The 21,547-nt window shown below is 50.4% G+C and carries 16 protein-coding genes; 2 read left to right on the top strand and 14 right to left on the bottom strand.

The window, feature by feature from the left end; genetic code table 11:
* Positions 1–103 precede the first annotated feature (103 nt).
* Positions 104–703: a TetR/AcrR family transcriptional regulator gene (locus ABID47_RS11090; RefSeq protein ID WP_354496622.1), complete on the bottom strand. Its 600-nt coding sequence runs from the start codon at positions 701–703 to the stop codon at positions 104–106.
* Positions 704–798: 95 nt separating this feature from the next.
* On the opposite strand from ABID47_RS11090, the gene ABID47_RS11085 reads away from it, so the two are divergent.
* Positions 799–1,524 (top strand): SDR family oxidoreductase, encoded by a 726-nt coding sequence (locus tag ABID47_RS11085; protein ID WP_354496620.1) that lies wholly within the window; start codon positions 799–801, stop codon positions 1,522–1,524.
* 216 nt (positions 1,525–1,740) lie between these two features.
* On the opposite strand, the gene ABID47_RS11080 is transcribed toward ABID47_RS11085, so the two are convergent.
* The 4 genes from ABID47_RS11080 to ABID47_RS11065 form a co-directional block, all read right to left on the bottom strand.
* Positions 1,741–2,733 (bottom strand): phosphotransferase enzyme family protein, encoded by a 993-nt coding sequence (locus tag ABID47_RS11080; RefSeq protein ID WP_354496618.1) that lies wholly within the window; start codon positions 2,731–2,733, stop codon positions 1,741–1,743.
* Positions 2,734–2,803: 70 nt separating this feature from the next.
* Positions 2,804–3,430 (bottom strand): hypothetical protein, encoded by a 627-nt coding sequence (locus ABID47_RS11075; RefSeq protein WP_354496616.1) that lies wholly within the window; start codon positions 3,428–3,430, stop codon positions 2,804–2,806.
* Between the two features lie 154 nt (positions 3,431–3,584).
* On the bottom strand, positions 3,585–4,439 hold the full coding sequence (locus tag ABID47_RS11070) for a class I SAM-dependent methyltransferase (RefSeq protein ID WP_354496614.1): 855 nt from the start codon (positions 4,437–4,439) through the stop codon (positions 3,585–3,587).
* Positions 4,440–4,653: 214 nt separating this feature from the next.
* Positions 4,654–5,172 carry a DinB family protein gene (locus ABID47_RS11065; RefSeq protein WP_354496612.1) on the bottom strand — a complete coding sequence of 173 codons (519 nt, stop codon included), beginning with the start codon at positions 5,170–5,172 and terminating at the stop codon, positions 4,654–4,656.
* Between the two features lie 127 nt (positions 5,173–5,299).
* Here ABID47_RS11065 and ABID47_RS11060 point away from each other — a divergent pair, with 127 nt between their 5' ends.
* On the top strand, positions 5,300–6,250 hold the full coding sequence (locus tag ABID47_RS11060) for a helix-turn-helix transcriptional regulator (RefSeq protein WP_354496610.1): 951 nt from the start codon (positions 5,300–5,302) through the stop codon (positions 6,248–6,250).
* 86 nt (positions 6,251–6,336) lie between these two features.
* Here ABID47_RS11060 and ABID47_RS11055 read toward each other — a convergent pair whose 3' ends face one another.
* The 9 genes from ABID47_RS11055 to ABID47_RS11015 form a co-directional block, all read right to left on the bottom strand.
* Positions 6,337–8,616 carry a beta-glucosidase gene (locus ABID47_RS11055; protein ID WP_354496608.1) on the bottom strand — a complete coding sequence of 760 codons (2,280 nt, stop codon included), beginning with the start codon at positions 8,614–8,616 and terminating at the stop codon, positions 6,337–6,339.
* A gap of 74 nt (positions 8,617–8,690) precedes the next feature.
* Positions 8,691–10,661 (bottom strand): beta-N-acetylhexosaminidase, encoded by a 1,971-nt coding sequence (locus ABID47_RS11050; RefSeq protein WP_354496606.1) that lies wholly within the window; start codon positions 10,659–10,661, stop codon positions 8,691–8,693.
* On the bottom strand, positions 10,658–13,207 hold the full coding sequence (locus tag ABID47_RS11045) for a glycoside hydrolase family 3 N-terminal domain-containing protein (RefSeq protein WP_354496604.1): 2,550 nt from the start codon (positions 13,205–13,207) through the stop codon (positions 10,658–10,660). Before ABID47_RS11045 ends, ABID47_RS11050 begins: the two co-directional genes overlap by 4 nt.
* A 49-nt stretch (positions 13,208–13,256) precedes the next feature.
* Complete coding sequence (locus ABID47_RS11040; RefSeq protein WP_354496602.1) at positions 13,257–14,141, bottom strand: carbohydrate ABC transporter permease; 885 nt, start codon at positions 14,139–14,141, stop codon at positions 13,257–13,259.
* A 10-nt stretch (positions 14,142–14,151) separates the two neighbouring features.
* Complete coding sequence (locus tag ABID47_RS11035) at positions 14,152–15,021, bottom strand: ABC transporter permease (protein WP_354497290.1); 870 nt, start codon at positions 15,019–15,021, stop codon at positions 14,152–14,154.
* A gap of 252 nt (positions 15,022–15,273) precedes the next feature.
* Positions 15,274–16,803 carry an ABC transporter substrate-binding protein gene (locus ABID47_RS11030; RefSeq protein ID WP_354496600.1) on the bottom strand — a complete coding sequence of 510 codons (1,530 nt, stop codon included), beginning with the start codon at positions 16,801–16,803 and terminating at the stop codon, positions 15,274–15,276.
* Between the two features lie 76 nt (positions 16,804–16,879).
* Entirely contained in the window at positions 16,880–18,526 is a 1,647-nt protein-coding gene (locus tag ABID47_RS11025; RefSeq protein WP_354496598.1) for a response regulator, read from the bottom strand.
* A 2-nt stretch (positions 18,527–18,528) separates the two neighbouring features.
* A complete protein-coding gene (locus tag ABID47_RS11020; RefSeq protein ID WP_354496596.1) occupies positions 18,529–20,298 on the bottom strand; it encodes a sensor histidine kinase in 1,770 nt (589 codons plus the stop codon).
* An 83-nt stretch (positions 20,299–20,381) separates the two neighbouring features.
* The gene (locus ABID47_RS11015) at positions 20,382–21,374 is read right to left on the bottom strand and encodes an alpha/beta hydrolase (protein ID WP_354496594.1); all 993 of its coding nucleotides are present in this window, start codon (positions 21,372–21,374) and stop codon (positions 20,382–20,384) included.
* Positions 21,375–21,547: the final 173 nt, after the last annotated feature.

Raw genomic sequence — 21,547 nt, 5'->3', positions numbered from 1 at the left:
GCCAAACTGGATGACCTTTTACCAAGATACGGGACGCTGCAAGTGTTTAACGCCATGCAAAAAAAGCCGGCCGATTTATTGAAATCAGCCGGCAAATTTATTTTTAGTTCTTCGGACGCGGGGAATCGAATAAGTACGATACGAGGTTATCCACAAAAGGATCCTCCAGTGTCGAATGCCGGTTCAGAAGCCTGTACCACATCGGTCCATAACACAAGTCCGCGATAAGCTCCAAATCTGCATCCTCTGGCAATTCGCCACGCTGCTGTCCCCGCTCCAACAACCGAATCAAGGCTGCTCTGCGCGAAAAGATAAAGTTGTCACGAAAGGCTGCGGCAAATTCAGGGTTAAATTGGGCTTCCGCCATCAAACTGCATACGATTTCATCCATTCCTTCTAACAGGGAACGGAACGTCCGGCTTAAATATTCACGCACATCGCTCTTGAGATGGCCTGAATCCGGCAGGCCGATCTCCGTGTTCACGTGTAGTTTCAGCGCCTCCATCACGATAAAAGGAACACCTGGCCACCAGCGGTATAACGTAGGTTTTCCAACACCGGCCTCTTTTGCGATTTTTTCCATCGTTAAGCTCGGGTACCCGCCCGATTTGAGAAGGTCAAGAGCCGCCTTCATCACGGCTTCATACGCTTTTTGGCTTCTTGGCCGACCTACAGCTGTCGTTTTGTCTTGCTCAGTATCCATGATAACTCCCTTAAAATAATTTATTTACAGAACGTTACGTAATATATTATAATTCAAACCAGAACTTCAATCAAGCACAGTGAGGAGTCGATCCAATGGAACAATCTTTAAAAGGTCAACGTGCCATTATTATGGGCGGAACATCGGGAATGGGGCTGGCATCAGCCCGGTTGTTGGTCGAAATGGGTGCTGACGTCGTCGTCACGGGGCGGGATCAGGCCAAGTTGGAGACCGCTCTTCAGCATCTGGGTCAGGGTGCGAAAGGAGAGCAGCTCAATGCAGCTTCGTATGATGATCTGAAATCTTTCTATGAACGTCAAGGAAGCTTTGACCACCTGGTCATTGCGGTCTCGGGGGCTAAAGGCGGCGGAAACTTCCGTGAACTCTCACTCGATGAATTGCGCAAAGGGTTCGATGCCAAGTTTTGGCCGCAAGTGATGTCTGCCCAGCTCAGCCTGAATACGTTGAGCGGCAGCGGCTCGATCACCTTCCTCACATCGATATCAGCCCGTTCCTACGCGCCCGGCAATGCCGGACTCACCGCGATTAACGCCGCCTTAGAGTCTATGGTTCCCATATTGGCACAAGAGCTTGCTCCTGTGCGCGTTAATGCCATATCTCCTGGCGTCGTAGATACGCCTTGGTGGAATTGGCTGCCGGAAGATCAAAAAAACGCTGCGCATGATTTTTACAAGGAGAAATCCCCGGTTAACAGAATCGGCCAGCCGGAGGATATCGCCAAAGCGGTCCGTTACTTAATTGATAACACGTTTGTGACCGGAACCGTGCTGGAGGTGGACGGCGGGCTGCGACTTCGGTAGCACCGACGCATCCGACAACGTCCTCATCATGGAATCATGCAGATCTTTTTAACGCTGAACAGGCTGCCGTTAATGAACGGCAGCCTGAGTCATTTCGAAGCAAAAATATGATTCGCAATGAGTGTATTTTTTGCATTCCAAGGGTGGAGTAGCCGCTCCATTCCAATATCTACTCCTTAAACTGCGATTGGGGCTTCATAAATGATTTTTGAACGTTTAAAAGAACTCATCAATCAACGACATTCCTTTCGTGATCCGCATCCGACTATCCTGCAAAAAGTCGCGGGTCCAACCGTCTGGTTCACGTAAATCCCAGCTCCGGTGCATACCGACGAATACAATGATTTCACGCAGTATAAGGAAGAGCGGCAGTTGGTCTTTCCAGCCATCAGGCATAGTACGTCCATCCTCGGTATAGCCACGCACGAAATGTCTAACGAAAAGTTCATATTGCGCTTTCCGCTCGGATTTCGAATCCTCCCCATAAACATACAGCAAATAATAAAGCTGGACGGCGATGTCTTCGACATACCAGCTGTACTGGCATTCGTCGAAGTCGAAAAGTATGATTCCTCCAGCTTCATCCACCATAAAATTCCCGACATTAATATCCCCGTGGATCAAACCGAATTGATCCTCTGAAGCTGGCAGGACAGCCAGCTGTGCTTTAAGCTCATCCAGGGCCTGAAGAATTGGTTGATGCTCTGAGGGCAGCACATTTTTGGCTTGCAAGAGGTATTCATTAGACTTCCAAGTATGTCTTCTGAGAATTGGCTTATAACGCTTCGACAGTTCGTGAAGACGGCCGGTGATGCGTCCGCATTGTTCATAAAGCATGGCATTTCCTAAACACTCCGGGTACCCGATTTTACGACCAACCGCGTGCTTGAATGACGTCACGTAGAAATCAATGGCATTTCCTTGCACCTGTTCGATGTCTTTCCCGTCCATTGAAGATACCGGTTCTGAAACAGAAAGTCCATTCGCCGAAAGATAACGAATCCATTCGATCTCAGCCGCAAGTCCTTTCCATGTGCGAAGCGTGCTCGGGGTGAAACGAAGGATATATTTTGAATCGCCCTTCATGTAGGAAAAAATAAAGTTCTGAAAGCCTCCGATGAAAGTCAGCTCCTCTGGGCTAACGCCAAACCGGGCAGCTCCTTCTGCGGCATGCTCGTTCAGGAACATTAATTTTACTTGGGGGTCCATGATTTCTCCTTGTGAATATAAAGTTTCATAAGAAATGAGGAAACACGCTAGAACTTTACCTTAAAGGTTACTACTCCTCAAACTGTAAGGAGAATACGAGCGCCCATTCCGTTTGGCTTAACGATTCCGTTGAAAGATCCGATGTACGCATGGTATTGGAGCTTGTGGCTTGCATGCCAAACACATGCACGGCCTGATCGGGCGTAAACGAACGCGGCTCCGCATCCTGGATTAATCCTCGGGCCGCCAGCTTTTTGTCCCAAGGAATCTGAAATGTGGTTAGGTCTGTTCCCGAGCGATTAACAATGCCTACCTTAATGACTGCGGACTCGTCCTTCTCCCCCATGAATACCGTGTCAATGGATATGATCACTTCTATTTCGTTATTCTTCTCCTCATCAGGACTGTAAAACACATCCCCTATCCAGCCTAGAGAATCTACTCTCCGCCCGTCCTTCCAGATGTCTATATCCAAATTAGCGTTTGGCTTGCTCCCCTCATATTTCAGTTTAAATGCACCCGACATCGGGCCTAGGAATGGCTGAAACTTGGCTGCCTCCCCCTTGAACAAATCAACGGGCACCAGCTCTATTTTGGCAGGGCTAGATTCCTTCTCAGGTGACGTCGTTTCCTTACTCTCTGCAAAACATCCCGTTAAGACGAAACAGATGATCAATATGCATGCTTTTAAGCGCATGTTACCTCCCCAAAGATGTTCTCATAATTCCAAATTGTACCATACAGTGCGTTATAAAATGAGGTTATCCGGAACGATCAGCGAAAAAAAGCAGCCGATCGTTGGGATCCGCTGCTTTGATCTGCTTCATAGTTTTTATTGTGTGGATTATCCCTCACACCGTTCCGAAGGTGATTTTCATACCCGCTGCATAGATGGCCGCTGTTGATGAGGTAAATAACTCCGACATTGCATTTTCACATTCATATTGTCGGATGGCCTCTTCCATTGACATTCCTCTCTCTAACAGGCTATCAATAAATGCTGAACGCTCCCCCGGGCTACTGAACTGCATAGCTTCATAAATATCCGCACCTATCTTCGCTGTGGGATCATAAATATTTACTTTATCGCTCATTCGGCATTGGACATTGCGTAACCCTAACCGATTGAAATATAAAGGCAGCTTGATTCCGATGTTTCCGTCCTTACCGGTACGTCTCAGGTCTCGTTCAAACAACTCCTGCAACTGCCCCAATGGGATCACCGTGGATTGATCAATGCCATCCAAGTGGAAACCTGCACTATTTCCGATCCAATGAGGTTCGAATGCAGCAACTTTTCCGTCAGGTTTGACAGAGGCCTTCATTCTTTTCAGTGTGCTAAGCGGGTCGTTCATATGCAGCAGCACCGCGTGGCATACGGCAAGATCAAATTCCTCCTCAAAGCATACCGAGTTAAAATCCGCGGCAATGAACTCCGAACGGTATGGTAGATTTCGAAAAAGCTCTCTTGCGTGCTCTATCAGCTTAACACCGGCATCGACACCGACATATTCCGAACCGGCTGGCAGCAGAGGCAGCAATCGGATCCCCAAATGCCCAAACCCACATCCAAAATCTACGATTCGAACGGGATCAACAAAGTTCCATACGCGATGAATCAGAAAATCAATATAATCATCGTTATAATACAAGGCAGTAGACCTTTTTAAATACTCGATTTGACCATCCCAATAATATGGCTCCATGTAGGATCTCCCTTAACGTATTTGCGCCGCGGTCGCTTATATAACATACAATCTATCCCAAAAAAGGAATAGACTTATTTTCAATTTTTTTATAAACTATTATGTATCTATGGTTTTTTAGCAACCCGGCGTTGCATGGAACCGGCACTCTTTGTGCCGGTTTTTCTACTTCTTCCACTCTGTTCCAACTACACATCTATTTCCCGCCTAGGGTTCATAACGTCCATGATTTTGACGCCGGTCCGTACAGATCATACATCGAAACCGGGATGCCAAGCTGCTTCATATAGGTAAACATTTGGCCGCGGTGGTGATAGATATGCGTCGTAATCTCGATCAACCATTTGATCTGAACAGACGGCTGGTGCTTGGCAAAAAAAGGGGCGGTCGATTTGTACAGCAGGTCTGCCTCATCCAAGTTGTTCATGTAGTCTTTTAACGCTGCGACTCCGCGATACATGACCTCTGACAGGGCGGCTGCGTCTTTTACATGCATAACGGACATGACCAGACTTCTAACCTGCTCCATGGGCCGTTCCTGCAAAATGGCCAGTTCTTGCTCGGGGACCAGAACAAGATGGCGGGCAAGCTCGATTAAGCTCCGCATGTTCTCGCGAGGACGATACTCCCAGTGCTCCTCCTCGATCATGGAGAGCAGCGAGGCAGTTGTCGTGAGCGCAAGCTCCATCTCTTCAAACAGCAAATCCTTGATGCGGGATACTTCCGGATTCATGTCTCTCATCCTTTCTTCGGGGCAGAGGATCATTACGAGCATGAATATAACACCTAAATAAGCCAGAACTTGGCTTATTTCATGTGATAATATGGAAGAAAAATATGTGGCGAGGGATGAGCGTGTATTGATCAAATCACAGCGCCTGATTCAATTAATGATGGTGATTAACGCCAAAAGGTCGTTTACGGTCAGGGAGCTTGCCGACGAGTTCGGCTTGTCTCCGCGGACGATTACCCGGGATTTGCAGGAACTGAGCGAGGTAGGGTTTCCGATCTATTCCGTGCAGGGGCGCGGCGGCGGTTACCGGCTGCTTCAAGAAAGGATGCTTCCGCCGATTGCCTTTTCAGAGAACGAAGCGGTCGCCGTATTTTTTGCCTGCCAATCCCTGCAGTACTTTGGTTCCGTTCCCTTTGACGAGAGTGCGGCTTCGGCGATTCACAAGTTTTATCACTACTTGCCTGCCGATGCGAAGGAGCAGATCGACCGGCTGCGGAATCGGGTGGTCATCTGGAATCCTCATCGGACGATGTCTGCCGACTGCCTCCAGACCCTGCTGCAAGCGATCATGAACGACAGCGTCGTGACCATTGCGTATAAATCCGGCGATGGCGTCACGCAAAGAGATATTCAGCCCGTCGGTCTCTATGCGAGCGAAGGATACTGGTATTGTCCGGCCTATTGCTTCCTCCGCCAGACCTACCGGCTTTTTCGCGCAGACCGAATCAGCTCAGCAAGTTTGAACGATGCCTTTCATGACCGGCAGGATCTGAGCGGACGATCGGTATTTGATTGGATCACACCGGATTTGATCCGCTTTAATCAGCAGAGCGATTTGATCGTCGATCTAACAGAGGAAGGCGTACGTTCACTTGAAACCAACGTCTGGTTCAGTTCTCACATAGCAGTTCATGAAGATGGAAGTGGGACTTTACGCATGCGGATTCCCGTTCAGAAAATCGAATTTTTTGCGGATTTGGTTTGGCCCTTAGGGGGAGAAGCAAAAATCGTGGAGCCTATCGAGGCTGTAGCTTATATTCGGCAAAAAATAGAAACGATCACAAAATGCTATTTTTGATCCACCAGAGAAGCGATCTTTGATTATAATGTCAAAAAAACAGCCGGTCCGAAAGACCGGCTGTTTTCGCGCTTCCGATTTTAAATTTATCTATCACTCTCGGGTTCTATGTTCAGCTCATCCAGCAATTCCTTCAAATGCGTTTCAGTAAATTTGCCGCCGCTGAAGGAAACCAGTCCGCGCAGGGGCATAAACTCCATAAAAGCCTTTAACATCTCGGAATGGGACTCCTCAACAGCAGCGGCGAACGGAAGCATGCGGATATAATTCTGTACAAAGGCGGCTCCTTTTTCCGATGCCAACAGGTCGGAGATGGTGGAGTTGCGGTGATAGCGGAGCTTCCGCTCGGTTGTCGAGTATACGCTTACCGTTTCTGTCAGCACGATATCTCTGGAGGATTTTCCGATCAAAATGTCGAACTCCCCCGTCTCTACCATCCAATCCTTACTCTCCACATCATAGTAGGCAAAGCTCCGGTAATCCAGTTCAAATACTACCGTTTTCGTTTCTCCGGGTACCAGCTCGACTTTATCAAAGCCCTTCAGCTCTTTATCCGGCCGGATGACCGTGCTCTCTTTGTCGCGGATATACAGCTGAATGATTTCTTTGGCCGTATACGAACCGGTATTGGTCACATCCACCGATACCTGAAGCTTCTCTATATCCTTCAGTTGTTTCTTATCCACAATTAAATTGGAATATTCAAAAGTAGTGTAGCTCAGGCCATACCCAAACGGGAATAACGGAGTGAGATTCTTTTTATCGTAGTAACGATAGCCGACAAACAGGCCTTCACGGTACTCGACCTTGTCTCCTTCCCCCGGAAAAAACAGATACGAAGGGTTATCGCTAAGCTGGAGAGGGAACGTCTCCGCCAGCTTGCCGGATGGGCTCACTACGCCAAAGAGGAGATCGGCAACGGCCCCGCCGAGCGCTTGGCCGCCAAGATAGGCTTCCAATACCGCCTTCGCTTTACCGATCCACGGCATTTCTACCGGCGCGCCGTTGCATAGCACCACGACCAGATGGGGCTGCACCTCGGCCACAGCCTCAATTAGAGCTGCCTGATTTTGCGGTATCCGCAAATGCTTGCGGTCAAAACCTTCCGACTCATAACTGTTCGGCAAACCGGCGAATAGTACCGCGACGGAAGCCGAGGCCGCCAACTGCTTCGCTTGTTCCAGCCATTGAGGAGAAGTCTCCTCCTCCTTCAAATCGTACCCCGGTGTATACACCACTTCTGCATCTCTGGCCGATGTAGCTATTTCTTCCGTGATATCATCCAGAAAGGTAGGGTTAATTTGCGAACTGCCGCTTCCCTGATAGCGCGGTTGTTTCGCCAAAGCGCCAATAACAGCGATCGTTCCGCTGCGCTTCAGCGGCAGAATTCCGTCTTCATTTTTCAGCAGAACCATGCTTTCCTGTGCCACCTCACGAGCCAGCCGGTGATGTTGTACCGGATCGAAGGCAGCGTCAGGCCGCCGTTGATCTGCCGCCTGAAAGATGACACGAAGCAAACGTTCTACCGCGGCATCCAGCTTTTCTTCGTCGAGTTCTCCGTTCCTTACGGCCTCAACGATTTGCGCAGTCCCCTCTCCACTGCTGGACGGCATTTCAAGCTCAAGCCCGGCTGCAAGCCCCTTGACCCGATCATTGACCGCGCCCCAATCCGATACGACAAATCCTTCATGTCCCCACTCTTCCTTCAAAATATCCGTCAGCAATCGTTCGTTCTCCGAGGCGAATTCGCCATTCACTTGATTGTAGGCGCACATGACCGTCCAAGGCTGTGCCTGCTTCACCGCACCCTCAAAGCTGGCCAGGTAAATTTCGCGCAGCGTCCGTTCATCAACGACAGAGTCGGAAGTCATTCGGCGATGCTCCTGATTGTTCGCCGCAAAGTGCTTGAGCGAAGTGCCCACACCTTGGCTTTGCACACCCCGAATATGGCTGGCCGCCATCTCCGAAGACAAATAAGGGTCCTCGGAGAAATATTCGAAATTCCGTCCGCATAGTGGTGAGCGCTTGATATTAGCCCCCGGCCCAAGCAGAATGGCCACATTCTCTGCCTGGCATTCCTTCCCAAGGGCTTCCCCCATCGCTTCAATCAGCTTGCGGTTCCACGAACTCGCAACGCCTGCGGCGGATGGAAAACAGGTGGCAGGAACGCTGTTAAATAACCCCAAGTGATCGGCCGTAGCCTTTTGCTTACGCAGACCATGCGGCCCGTCTGTAACCATGACCGACGGAATCCCCAGTCGTTCGATCCCCTGCAGATGCCAGGTATCGCGTCCGGAGCAAAGGCTCGCCTTCTCTTCCAAAGTCATTTCAGCGATTAGTGCTTTCAAGTTTCGCTGTTCACTCATTTCCGGTTCCTCCCTTTATTGGTCGAGCTTATGCACAATACGGATCAGAATTCAGCAAATCCCGCCCGCATTCTTTACTGAGCTCCTAGCGTATCCGTTCGGCCTTGCGCATTCAGTTCCTTCAGCCGCTCCTGATACTGATCCAGCAAATGATATAGGGCGCGGTGACTGGATGCCAGACCGCCTTCCCGGTTTCGAATACGCCACAGCCGGTCGAATTCCCGAACAATGGTCTCCAGCTGCTCTCTAAGTTCGGTAAGGCACTTGATTTCAGCCGCTTGATCCGGAAGACCGATACGGTGCATGTAGCGGTGAAGTCCGACGCCTTGTTCAATAAGCCGCAGCGTGTTCGCCAGTTCATCCATGACGAGATCCGATTCGGGGGCTTGGAGCTTGAGCTTGCCAAACTGTGCTTTCCGCTGACGCAACCATTCCAGCATCTCATCGTAACGGTAGTCCAGCGTAAATTCGCCGCCGGGGCCGCCCAGCTCGCCGAAGGTTTTCATCAGCAGATCCATACCTGCCTTGAAACGTTCCGGGGACATCAGTCCGCGGATCAGTAAATGCGCCGTATAGGTGGAATTGTCGATCGAACTGTTCTCCAGGTGATGATAACGCCCCAGCTCCAGCAGAAAATTTCCGACTTCGCCGCTTTCGTCCCTGTATATCCCTTCCGAAATATATCTTTCGACCCAATCCGTCCGCTGCAGGTGGTGATGCGTCTGCCAGCCGGTACCGGCTGCATAGACATATGCCGGATAACTGACAGCAGGGACCTGCCAATGGCCATTGTCTCCCCAATCCGTCACGATCAGGCCTCCGGCGCCGTAACTGAGCCCATGAATGGCGGCATCGGAAATGTTGTCCAGCATGTTGTCGGTTCTCCCGGATATCGCCGACCATGCACTTGTTCCCGGGCAGACGTAGAACGGGATCCAATTCTCGGACAGCATCTTGCAATGAGCTTCAAACGAGATGCTGCTTTCATAATTCCAATCGAGCACCGTCACGTCTTCCGGAAACCTTTGCATCAACTCAGGATGAGAAGCAAGCACATCTCCCCACATCATCGGCTTCTTTCCGTGGCCGCGGATAACATCAAATACCTGATCCGCATACTCCATATATAGCGCGCCTGCCCCGATTTCATCACAGCGTGCTTTACTCTTCCCCCTGCCGAGGCCATAAGGCTCATCCATATTCACGTTCGCATAGGACGAAGAGAATTGCGGAAGCAGGGCATCGAACAATTGCTTGACCAAATCCATGGAGCGCGGATCAACCGGGTTCAGCGTGGTCGGCGGAAACGTAATTTGGTTCGGCAGCGGCAGGCCGTCCGGGTGCTCCGCCAGCTCGCGGAAATCCGGCTTGTTCAGCCACTCGCCCATGTGTCCGAGGCAGTTCTGGTTCGGCACCAGATCGATATACCTGGCGGCGGCATAGGCGTCCAATTCGCGGAGTTCCACAGCTGTTATCGGCGTGCTTCCAGGGAAAGCATCCTTGAACGCTTCCATTTCAAAGCAGTAACCCTCCATATACAGCTGCAGGTGGTTAAGTTTTAATTCCGCCATCCGGTCAACCAATCCGTACAACTCGGAGAGCTTTGGAATTTTGTGCCGCCCAATATCCAGCATCAAGCCGCGAACCGGAAAATCGGGTTCGTCCTCGATTCGAAAACAATCCCAGTTTAAACCTTCTCGCGAGAGTAGCTGCTTGAGCGTAACGAGTGCATAATACAACCCGGCATCGCTCCGGTACTCGAGCAGAAGGCCATCTTCATCCCACTGTATAACATAGCCTTGCGGATGAAGTTCGTCCCGCTGGTTTACTCGGATCGAGGTCGCCGGCTGATCCTCCTCATCCAATGCGCCACCGCGGCTTGCAATCGCCTGCTCCAGTTCGGAAGCGAGCTTCAGCCGTTGGACGGCCCTCCCGGCTTCGCCTTGAGCTCGCACGTTTAAATGAGCAGACCATTCTTTTTCCCCTTCTAACCATTGCAGCAGCCGGGGCTGCGGATACAATCGCACGGTCTGTCCTTGCTTCATTCCGGCCAACTCCCTCTTTCATTTTCCGATTCCTTTACCAATTCCAATGAATCGACTTCCTGTACATCCCGGCTGCTTGAACCAATATACACCTTGAATTGACCGGGTTCTGCCGTATATCCGGTATCCGGCGTCCAGAACGTTAATTCCTCGGCCGTAATTTCAAACGCAACCCTCCGGCTCTCGCCCGGAGCCAGAAACACTTTGCAAAATCCTTTCAATTCCTTGACCGGACGCACGATGCTGCCATGGCAGTCCTGAATGTACAATTGGACAATTTCTTCTCCGGCTATGGCTCCCGTGTTCGTTACTTTCACGGATGCGGCTACCGTTTCACCTGCAGACATTAAACTGCGATCCAACTTCGCATCCGAGTAAGCAAAGCTCGTATAACTCAACCCAAATCCGAAAGGATACAGCGGCTCATTCGGTCCGTCCAAATATTTGGAGATATACTTTTGATTTTTGTTCGTTTCCGTCAGTGGGCGTCCCGTATTGAAATGGTTATAGTAGACCGGAACCTGCCCAATCCGGGCGGGAAAGCTCATCGTCAGCTTGCCGGATGGATTGTAATCCCCCGTCAGCACATCGGCGATGGCATGCCCGGCCTGTGAGCCCAGGAACCAGGTTTCAACGATGGCATCCATATGCTGCTCGAACCAGCTGAGAGCGAGCGGACGGCCATTCGTCAAGACCAGAACGGTCGGTTTGCCGACGGCGGCGATCGCTTCTGCCAGCCGCTGCTGCGGCTCGGGCACGACGATATCCATCCGGGAAGCGGCCTCGCCGGACATATCGCTGCTCTCGCCCAGCGCAAGTATCACTATTTCAGCTTCGCGCGCCTGCTCAACTGCGGCTTCAATTCCTCCATCGAGCGGCTCGTTCACTTTGCTCCCCGGAGCAAACAATATACGTTCCTCCCCAATGCCTTTCCCCATCAGTCCTTCATACAGGGTAACCGTCTCATGCCCGTAACGGGAAAATTGCCACGGACCGAGCAGATCCTTACTGTCAGCAAACGGACCGATCAGCGCAACCTTACGTGCCTCCTTGGCAAGCGGAAGCACACCGTCATTTTTCAGCAGGACGATAGATTTGCGCGCCAGCTCCAGACTGGCCTGCAAGTGAGCCTCGCTGAAATGCCATTCCATTTCTTTCTCCGGCCGAATATACCGAAACGGGTCATCCATCAGGCCGGTTTTGTATTTCAAATATAAAATACGCCGGACGGCCTCATCGATTTGCCGCTCGGCGAGCTTGCCTTCGCGAACCAGCCCGGGCAATGCGTCATAGGAGCGCGTCACCATTTCGATATCCATGGTTGCCTGCACCGCCTTAAGTGCCGCCTCCTCGGTATCTTTGGCATGGCCATGTACCCGAATTTCATCGACCGAACCGTAGTCGGAGATCAAGACTCCCTTGAACCCCAATTCCTCCCGAAGCAGCTCTTTCAGCAGAAATGTGCTTGCTGCAGCCGGAACGCCTTGGTAAATATTGAAGGCATTCATGACCGATCCCGCCCCCGCCTCCAATGCGGCCTGAAATGGCGGTAAATACACATTGCGCAGGGTCGATTCCGATATATCCACCGTATTGTAGTCCCGTCCTCCTTCCGCTGCACCATAGGCAATGAAGTGTTTGAGGCAGGCGATCAGCGTTTCTTCGTTAAAAAGGGACTCTCCTTGATACCCCTCAACCTGCGCTTTGGCGATCAAGGAGCCCAGATACGGATCCTCTCCCGCTCCTTCCGAAACCCGCCCCCAGCGGGCATCGCGCGCCACATCAATCATCGGGCCGTGATTGTATACCGTGCCCGATGCGCTTGCTTCCTTGGCCGCAATGGCGCAGGCTTCTTTAATCGCTTCCATGTCCCAGCTGCAGGACCAGGCAAGCGGAATCGGAAACACCGTTTGCGAGCCGTGGATGACATCGGCGTTGAAGAGGAGCGGAATCCCGTGCGGGGATTGCTCAACGGCGATCTTTTGCAGCTCGAACACCCGGGTGATATCGAATGCTCCCAGCACCGATCCGACCCTGCCTTCAGCGATCAGCTTCTCCGGCGGATCCGTTGCCACCTCGCTGCCAAACGAGAAGTTCGAAGCCTGGCATTGGCACATCTGGCCGACCTTCTCCTCCAGCGACAAACGGGCCAGCAGCTGTTCAATCGCTTCATGGATGTCCTCGTCGCTTCGCTCCTTGACATGATGCTGCCGGTAGGGCGCGATTTCATCCATCAGGCTCAATGCCATATAAGGCCCCCTGCCCCTGGCACCATGAAGCGGGATCGTTCCGATCAAGGGAATATGGATATGACCCTCGAAAGAATCCTCCTTGAAATCAAGTTCGGCTTCAAGCTCATCGCCTGGATCCCAAAATACCTTGCCCGTTCCCCGAATGCGGCTGCCCTGAACGGTCACGTTGGTGAATCGAAGAGGGGCCGGTAACGGCTCCATCGCTGCATCGAGCGTATAGCCCCCCTTCTTTTCAATTTTGAACTGCAGCTTTATGCGCGGTTGTTCTACTAAGGCATGCCAGAGACCTATCATTGCATCCCACTCCCATCTTTCGCATCGTACACAGATTTATGGTTTTCCATCAGCCTTTTACCGCACCGATGGTCATCCCTTTGACAAAATACTTCTGGAAGAACGGATAAGCGATCAGAATCGGAATGACACCGATCACCGCGACGGCCATCCGGAACGTTTCGCTAGGAAGCTGATCCAGTGCCGCTCCCGTGTTTAATTGACTGTTGCGGGTCAAATACTGAATATCATTCATGATCCGGTTCAGCAGGTTCTGCAAGCTGAACAGCTTCGGATCGGTCACAAAAATCAAACCGTTATTCCAGTCATTCCAATAAGCGAGCCCCTGGAACATGCCTACGGTGGCTAGAATGGGCAGCGATAACGGCAGAATGATCCTGCAGTACATTTTGAATTCCCCGGCTCCATCCATGCTGGCCGACTCGATGATGGCTGCAGGAATCGTGGTCACGAAGAAGGTCCGCATCAACATGACGTTGAAGCCGTTCATTAGAAGCCATGGTATGAGCAGGGCGAACAGCGTATTTTTAATATCGAATAATTGGGTATACACGAGATAAGTCGGTACCAAGCCGCCGTTAAAAAGCAGTGTAAAAAAGACGATAAACGCGATGGCTGTCCCGCCGGGCAAATCCTTTCGGGATAGCGGGTAAGCGAGCAGCGAAGTCATCAACAGGCTGGCCGTGGTACCGATCAGCGTCACGAGAACAGTGATGCCGTAAGCATGAAAGATCTGCCCCGACTCCCTCCACAAATACTCATAAGCGCTCAAACTGAACTTTGACGGGAAGAAGGAATAGCCCTCTACCGCAATGGTGTGATCATCCGTTATCGAAGATATGAACAGCAGGATGAACGGAAGAATACACGCCAGGGAAAACAGGATCAACAGGATATGGCCGGCCCACTGCCAGCCCCTGGATTCATTTTTCATAAGCTCCTCCTTAGAACAAAGCGTTGTCTTTATCGATTTTGCGGACGATGGAGTTGGAGACGAGCACCAATACAAAACCGACTAAAGACTGATAGAAACCCGCCGCTGAAGACATGCCGATGTCGCCAAGCTGCATAAGGCCGCGGAAGACGTAGGTATCAATGACATTGGTCGTTGAGTATAACGCGCCGGAGTTCATCGGTACTTGATAGAACAGGCCGAAATCGGAGTAGAAGATTCGTCCAATCGAGAGCAGGGTCAAAATCATGATGACCGGCATGATCATCGGAAGGGTAATTTTGCGAATCTGCATCCACTTGGTGGCTCCATCCAGCTTAGCAGCCTCGTAATATTCCGGGTCAATCCCGATGATTGCAGCCAGATAGACGATACAGGAGTAGCCAGCGGCCTTCCAAATATGCACAAATGTCAAGATGAACGGCCAATACTTCGGTTCGGAATACCACGAGATCGGATCCAGACCGAGCGCTGGCAGAATCGTATGGTTCACCAGCCCTGTGTTCACGCTGAACATCGCATACACCAAATAGCTGACAATGATGATGGAGATCAGGTAGGGCAGAATGATCACACTCTGATAGAACCGGGCCAGAAATTTGTTCTTGATTTCATTCAGCAAAACAGCCGTGCCGATCGAAACGATGAGGCCGAGAATAATAAAGACTGCATTATACAGGATGGTATTTCTTGTGATCATCCAGGCATCCTGCGTTTTAAACAGGTACTCAAAGTTTTTGAATCCCACCCAATCACTGTTCCATATCCCCTTGCGGTAGTTCACGTCCTTGAAAGCGATCGACAGCCCGAACAAAGGTAAATAATTGTTAATGACCAGATAGGCCAGACCCGGCAGCATCATGATGTACAGCGGAGTGTATTTCTTGAGACCTCTCCATCCTTTACGGCGTGTTGTTTTGATCACCGCACTTCCCCCTTCTAATAGCTAAACGCCGAATATACTATTGATTTTAAAGAGTGAGGGGGGAGGACACTACCGTTTAAGCGACCTCCTATTTGATCTTTCCCGACTTGATCCCTGGAACAAGAAAAGGGCTGCCTCAAAGCTTTCGCTTTAAGACAGCCCCATTGATCAGATCTTTCGGTTTGTCGGTTATTTCACACCGTTCGCATTCGCCCATTCATCCAATTGCTTTTGTTTTTCCGCTACAATCTTATCCACACCGGCCGATTTCAGCTTGGAAATGAATTCGGGCAAAATTTTCGCAGGATCGACGCTGCCGGTCTCTAGCGGCACTTTATATTGGGTAATGACGTTCATGACCGCCGCATATTCCGTTTTCACCGGTGAAGCGTCAAACAGGAACCCCAGTGCCTTCGAGCGTTTGGCGCCATTGTTGAACTCTTTCATTTTCGTCCACGTTTCTGGATCATTCCCCTTTTGGACATAGGACAAAAACTGGTTGCCGAACATCCAGCCCATCGGCATGCTGTATCCGAGGTTCGCCGGATCCGCACCCTGCGGATACTCGATCACATTGTCGCTGCCGGCCGACTTCACATAGTGCGTGCCTTCAATCCCCCAATCATAGAGATTGACGATATCTTTGTCGGAGTACATCAGATTCAGAAAATCCATCGCCTTATCCGGAACGGTAGAGTTGACAGGGATAGCCCACATCGAACCCGTTACCGAGCTGGTAGTCGCCACCGCCGGGTATATTTCCGCAGGCTGAATTTCCTGCCCGACCAATGCGGTTTCCGTGATCTTTGACATCGGGTTCTGTCTGGCCGAATAAGCAAACGTTTCATTCGATTTGATCAAATCCACGCGGGAGGTCTGGCTGGTCGCCACATCCTTTGGAATCAGACCGTCGACGTACCACTGCCGGATTTTGCTCAGGAAATTCGCGTATTCCGGCGTTTCGTAATAGTTCACGACTTTCAAGCCATTGTCATAGTTCGGCAGAACCCCAATGGAATCGCTCAAGGCGTCAAAATCGCCCAAGTCGTCCAGGAATGTACGTCCATTGGCACCCGGAACCAACGGATACATCGTATTCCCTTCGCCATCTTTCACGGTACGCAGCACTTTCTCCAGATCGTCGAGGGACTTTATGCCGTTCACATCGATATGGTACTTATCCACGAGCGCCTTGTTCATATTCACCCCGGTTGAAGAGGCAAAATCGCGCACCGTGGGCACGGCGTACATTTTTCCGCCGATTTTGGTGGCGTTCAGATAACTTTCATCGATAGCCGCCGTGATGCCCTGACCATGATCCTTTAACAAACCGTCAAGCTCCTGCAGCTGGCCTTTGGTGACGATATTGGTGTAATTGCTGCCGGATATCCAGATCAAATCCATTTTCTCATTTCCGGCGAACATCAGGTTGGTCTGCTGCTCCCAATCGCCAAAAGAGATATGCAGAAACTTCACACGTGCCTGAATTTTCTCCATAGCGATTTTATTAATCGCATCCTCTACCTTTTGCATATCCTTGGAGACCGTACCCGCCACAGGAAGGACAACGGTCAATTCCTGGATGGGCGAATTGTTGTCAGCGCCTCCATTTCCAGCGCTGCTGCCGGTGTCCTGATTGTCTGATGTGCCGCCGCAGGCTGACAATACGACCATACAGACCAGAAGCAGTGAGACAAGCTTGAGAAGAGACTTTTTCATCTGAAACCCCCGCTTTTATCATATTTTTGAATCCTGATGTCATTGTACGAAGCTTTCAGCGCAGTCTCTGCCCGGATTACGACTTTCCACTGTCACTTTTACGACTCTCCCTTTCGCTTACCTCCCGGATGGAACAGCCTTGCCTGTATTCCAGCGGACTTTTGTCATAGTACTTTTTGAACATACGGGAAAAATGCGAGAAATTGACGTAGCCAATTTCGGCAGCGATCAAGCTGACGGACAGACTGGTGTTAGCAAGCAAATTGGCGGCAATGCTTAGGCGCTGCTGAAGGATATAATCCGAGATCGACATCCCGGTCTCTTTCTTGAAAATCCGGGTCAAATAATCAGGGTTCAAGTAAACCTGGCCGGCGATGTCTTCTCTGGATAATTCTTTGGCAAGGTGCTGACGGATGTACTCCTTCACCTTTTCTACCACACTTGACGAATGCTCCACTGCTGTAGCAAAATCCGCCGCCTTCCTCATCAGATGCTCCAGCCATCCGATGGAATGTGCGGCCGAACGCGCCGATCTGGAATGCAGTTCCAGTGATTCGGAATCCCCAAACAACCGATGCGCTTGTATCCCTTTGATATGAAGAACATAATAGAACATCTGCTGGAAGTCTTGTATAAATTGATTGAGCAGGCTCGAGGTTAGCTGATTATCTTGTACCTTGGACTCTATATAAGCCTTCGCGGCATCCAGGACTTGACCGTATGCCCCTTCTTTAAGCAAAACCGCCCAGATGCTCATATCCGGTAAAAGATGCGAATTTGCCGAAGCAGCGGCTTCTTCTCCCATGACAAGAACGTCCTGGTCGTAGGCCACATTATTGTCATTCATCTTGCACAGCTGCTGGTAGATTGATGCAATCTCGTCTCCATGGCCCGATTTGCCGATGTAACAGGACACGCTGGCATAGAAATAACGTTTGCAGGCATCGATATACGTTTCACACCGGCTCTTTAGCTTTTGGATATCCGGCGTACTGGCGTCTTCCCCGTTTAACAAGACCAGCAGCCGCCCTTGCTCCAGGGAAATCAGTATGCAGTGCCCCTGCCGATCCTGCATGATCTCCTCCGCGGATTTGCGGATCGCATACTCTACGATTTTCTCATCTCTTAACGTAATCCGCTTGTTCCAGCTTCTAACCTGAATAAGCAGCGGTAAAAAGGTCATTTCATCCGAGTAGGGAATGTTACGTTCTTCAGCTGTCTTTCGAATGGCCAAGGCATGGCTGGGAATCGACTGATTCAAAATATCCAGCCAGAAGCGCTCGACGAGCAGAGGCTGATGTTGCACCCAGTACTTACCGTATCGGCTGAATTCATTCAGCTTGCTTTCCTGCTCGATCTTGCCAATCGCCTTGCGAACTACCTCCTCAAGTTCCACGAATGGAACAGGCTTCAGCAAATAATCGAAACTGCCGAGTTGAATGGCCTGCTTGGCATATTGAAAATCCGCATGGCATGTCAGAAATACCACCTCGATGGCCGGATTATTTTCGCGTACCCATTTCAGCAGGTCCAACCCGCTCCCCTGCGGCATTTCAATATCACATACCAAAATATCTACAGCCTCATAGCGAATGACCTCCTGAGCCTGCTGAGCATTATAGGCAGTAAACACGCGGGCAATGCCCAGTCCGGACCAATTCACACCCGTTTTTAAACTTTCCACGGCGATTGCCTCATCATCTACGATCAACAATTGATGCACGCTTATGCCAGCTCCTTTCCGTCCATCTCCGGCCTCACGGGAACGATCAATTCCACCACGGCGCCTTGCGGATCATCGTTGTAACATTCCATCACGGCATGGTCCCCATACTGCAAACGCAGCCTTTCCCGTGCATTCCACAGGCCGATATTTTCCCTGCCCGCACCGTTCTGGCTGTCGCCCAAGCGGATTTCTTCCAAGACCTCATCAGGAAAACCCTTGCCGGTATCCCGAATGGTGATGCATACCATCGGCTCTTCTGCAAGATCATCCAGTGAAGCTTCAACCACAAGAAGGATGGGTGCATCGGCACTAACCGCATGCTTGATCGTATTTTCGACGATGGTTTGCAGCATGAGCGGCGGAACGGGGGTATCGAGCAAATATTCAGGCACATGCATCTCGCTTTTAAATTGACCCGGGAGACGCAGCTCCTGGATATGCAAATAATTGCGGATATGCTGCAGTTCATCCCGCAGCAGGACAAAGGGCTGATTATTGCTCTGAAACATATACCGGAAATAATGGACGAGGCAGAGGGTCATTTCCTGTATGAGTTCATACTGCCTGGCCTGGGCCAAATGATAGATGATATTCAGAGAATTCATGAAAAAATGCGGGTTGATCTGAAGCTGAAGATGCTTCAATTCGCTCCGTTGTTTGTTTAGCTGTTCCTCATAGACATGAATCTTCAATTCTTCGATCCGGGAAATCATCTGATCAAAGGTCGTGTAGACCAGTTGAAATTCCTCGGTGGCCGACGGGGCACCTTCCATCCGCAGATTGAAGTTTCCCTCGCCGATCCGCCGCATTAACCGCATCATCTTTTGCAGAGGCAATAACAGAACCCTTCGCAAAAACCACAGGCTTACCGGGAGAAGCAGGATCGCAATGGCAGAGAACCATCCCGCCATTTTTTTCAAGTAGGGCATGTTCTCAAGCGTCAGTTTATCCGGTATCACGGCGGACATGCTGAGATCGATTTTACTGGAGGTTTCACCGACCACCAGGTAGTTTTTATGCTCTCCGGACATGTAATAGTTATGGAATCCCTGCGAGAAATCAAGCCCCTTATCCTGCAGAGGCTGAGTACTGTATAAAGGGATCCCCTGCTTATCAACGAACAGCATCGCTCCGGTATCCCCCGTGTTGAGCACAGATAAAGGCGACATTAATGTCTTCAGTGAAACCCATGAGCCGATACATATATTCCCATCCCTGAACAGTTGAACGGCATAGTATGACCCGTTAATTTGCTGAAGCTGCCACTTAGGATTCAGTACAAGTGAACGTCCCTCTTCCATGATCTTGTTTTGCAGATTATCGTGTAATTTCAACAAGCTTGCATACGAAAATAAGCCTTTTGCATCTTTATAGGCTTGGACGAATTCCTGCCTAGGAATGGAATAGACGAACAGTCCGTCGATATATGGATACACGGCGATGTCAGAAGTTAGCTTGCGGAACAAGTCGCTTTTGGCCATCATATAGTCGGTTTCCGGCACCGCGTCTTTCATCGTCAAAATGCTGACTTCCGAATTGGACAGATTCACCAAATGACGCTCAATTTCCGCGAGCTGGCTGTCGATCTGCCGCATTTGAACGGAAATCATATTTTTATTGGAGACCGCCACCTGATTGTGTATGACACCTACACTGTAGTAACTCACATAAATCAGCAATGCAATTAAAGGAGTTGCCACGCCAAGCAGTCCAAGAACGAGCTTGACGCGTATCGAATTCCAAGGAACTGCCTTAAGACGGGTGTACATGATGAAAATCCTCTCCTTGGTCATAAGCTAACTCCACTATACTACTTCTCTCACCGATAAGTATTTACGATCATGCCTTCAGGCTAGTGCTCCAACCGCTCTTTTAAAAAGGATAACGTCTCGTTGAAGCACTCCATCGCCTCTCGGGTATTCAATTGAAATTGATATTCGTGTGGAACGGCTCCATGAGACACAGGGAAAAATAAGGAGGTAACCGGGACGCCCTCCGCCTGAAGTCGGGCCTCTAGCTCCTTGCCGTGCCGCTCAAAGGAACCGGTGTTTCCATCTGTAATGAAAGCAGGGGGGAAACGAGGGGTCACGTGGTTGGTCGTTGAAGCATCCTCCGCCTCGGTTCCTCTCTGCCAATTCCGTTTACCGATGTAAGCCCACCCCAGCTGATTCAGAACAAACTGCTCCACTCTGCCCTTTACGTTCGCAAGCTGTTTGACGTTGTACGGCCCACAGTATAAAAGCGCAGCCTTTAACGTTTCCAGCGGTACGGACGGTTGGATATTCATCCTGTTCGCCAAGTCCGGATTGGTCTGTATCGCAATGAACTGGGATGCGATCTGAGCACCTGCCGAGTCTCCTCCAATAATAAGACGGTTAAGATCTATGGCCGGATATTCATCGGAAGATTCCTTCAAAAATTGATAGAGCTCCGTCATTTGAAGGACCGGTGCCGGGAATCGAGCCTCGGGAGCCGCCTCGTAATTCATGCTGACGACGGCATACCCTTTGCTGGCCATCATCGTGCACCAATAGGAAGTGCCCGACTTATCTCCAGACACGAATGCACCGCCATGTACCCAAAGAATCGTCGGCCGCTTTTCCTGACTATTTTGGGGAACATAAACATCAAACGTATTGGACTTAAATTCGGACGGATACCGAAGGTCTTTGTGTGTATCCACCATCTCTTGATACGCCGTCCAGCTTAGGGGTGCTGCCGGCCCAGGATCCGGTTGGTTGCGAAGCCAATAAATAAAAGGAACGGGAGATAAATTCACGGCGAGAAATCCCCCTATCGTTACAATGAGGACAATCGACAGTACCCATTTGATTAATGTCTTCATCTGCATGCTCCTTTGCTTCCTGACGACTTCACAGTGAAGATATTCTATTCCTTTTCTTCGGGTCGCTCTACCTCTGATCCGACTTATCGATAGTCGTAAAGCGACCTTTTGCCATTCCATAGCTATGAATTTGAACAAAAAAACAGCCGATCTTATCGATCAGCCGCCCGACT

It is taken from the genome of Paenibacillus favisporus (assembly GCF_040545415.1).
In the GTDB taxonomy this organism is placed as follows: domain Bacteria; phylum Bacillota; class Bacilli; order Paenibacillales; family Paenibacillaceae; genus Paenibacillus_AQ; species Paenibacillus_AQ favisporus.
Note: the sequence above shows the minus strand (reverse complement) of the source record. Positions and strands in the feature narration are given on the sequence as shown.

Bases quoted from the DNA above. Each gene is read 5' to 3' on its own strand.
- ABID47_RS11075 (WP_354496616.1), bottom strand. From the start codon at position 3,430: ATGCGCTTAAAAGCATGCATATTGATCATCTGTTTCGTCTTAACGGGA.
- ABID47_RS11030 (WP_354496600.1), bottom strand. From the start codon at position 16,803: ATGAAAAAGTCTCTTCTCAAGCTTGTCTCACTGCTTCTGGTCTGTATG.
- ABID47_RS11040 (WP_354496602.1), bottom strand. From the start codon at position 14,141: ATGAAAAATGAATCCAGGGGCTGGCAGTGGGCCGGCCATATCCTGTTG.
- ABID47_RS11085 (WP_354496620.1), top strand. From the start codon at position 799: ATGGAACAATCTTTAAAAGGTCAACGTGCCATTATTATGGGCGGAACA.
- ABID47_RS11045 (WP_354496604.1), bottom strand. From the start codon at position 13,207: ATGATAGGTCTCTGGCATGCCTTAGTAGAACAACCGCGCATAAAGCTG.
- ABID47_RS11055 (WP_354496608.1), bottom strand. From the start codon at position 8,616: ATGAGTGAACAGCGAAACTTGAAAGCACTAATCGCTGAAATGACTTTG.
- ABID47_RS11065 (WP_354496612.1), bottom strand. From the start codon at position 5,172: ATGAATCCGGAAGTATCCCGCATCAAGGATTTGCTGTTTGAAGAGATG.
- ABID47_RS11020 (WP_354496596.1), bottom strand. From the start codon at position 20,298: ATGTACACCCGTCTTAAGGCAGTTCCTTGGAATTCGATACGCGTCAAG.
- ABID47_RS11070 (WP_354496614.1), bottom strand. From the start codon at position 4,439: ATGGAGCCATATTATTGGGATGGTCAAATCGAGTATTTAAAAAGGTCT.
- ABID47_RS11035 (WP_354497290.1), bottom strand. From the start codon at position 15,021: ATGATGCTGCCGGGTCTGGCCTATCTGGTCATTAACAATTATTTACCT.
- ABID47_RS11050 (WP_354496606.1), bottom strand. From the start codon at position 10,661: ATGAAGCAAGGACAGACCGTGCGATTGTATCCGCAGCCCCGGCTGCTG.
- ABID47_RS11080 (WP_354496618.1), bottom strand. From the start codon at position 2,733: ATGGACCCCCAAGTAAAATTAATGTTCCTGAACGAGCATGCCGCAGAA.
- ABID47_RS11015 (WP_354496594.1), bottom strand. From the start codon at position 21,374: ATGAAGACATTAATCAAATGGGTACTGTCGATTGTCCTCATTGTAACG.
- ABID47_RS11090 (WP_354496622.1), bottom strand. From the start codon at position 703: ATGGATACTGAGCAAGACAAAACGACAGCTGTAGGTCGGCCAAGAAGC.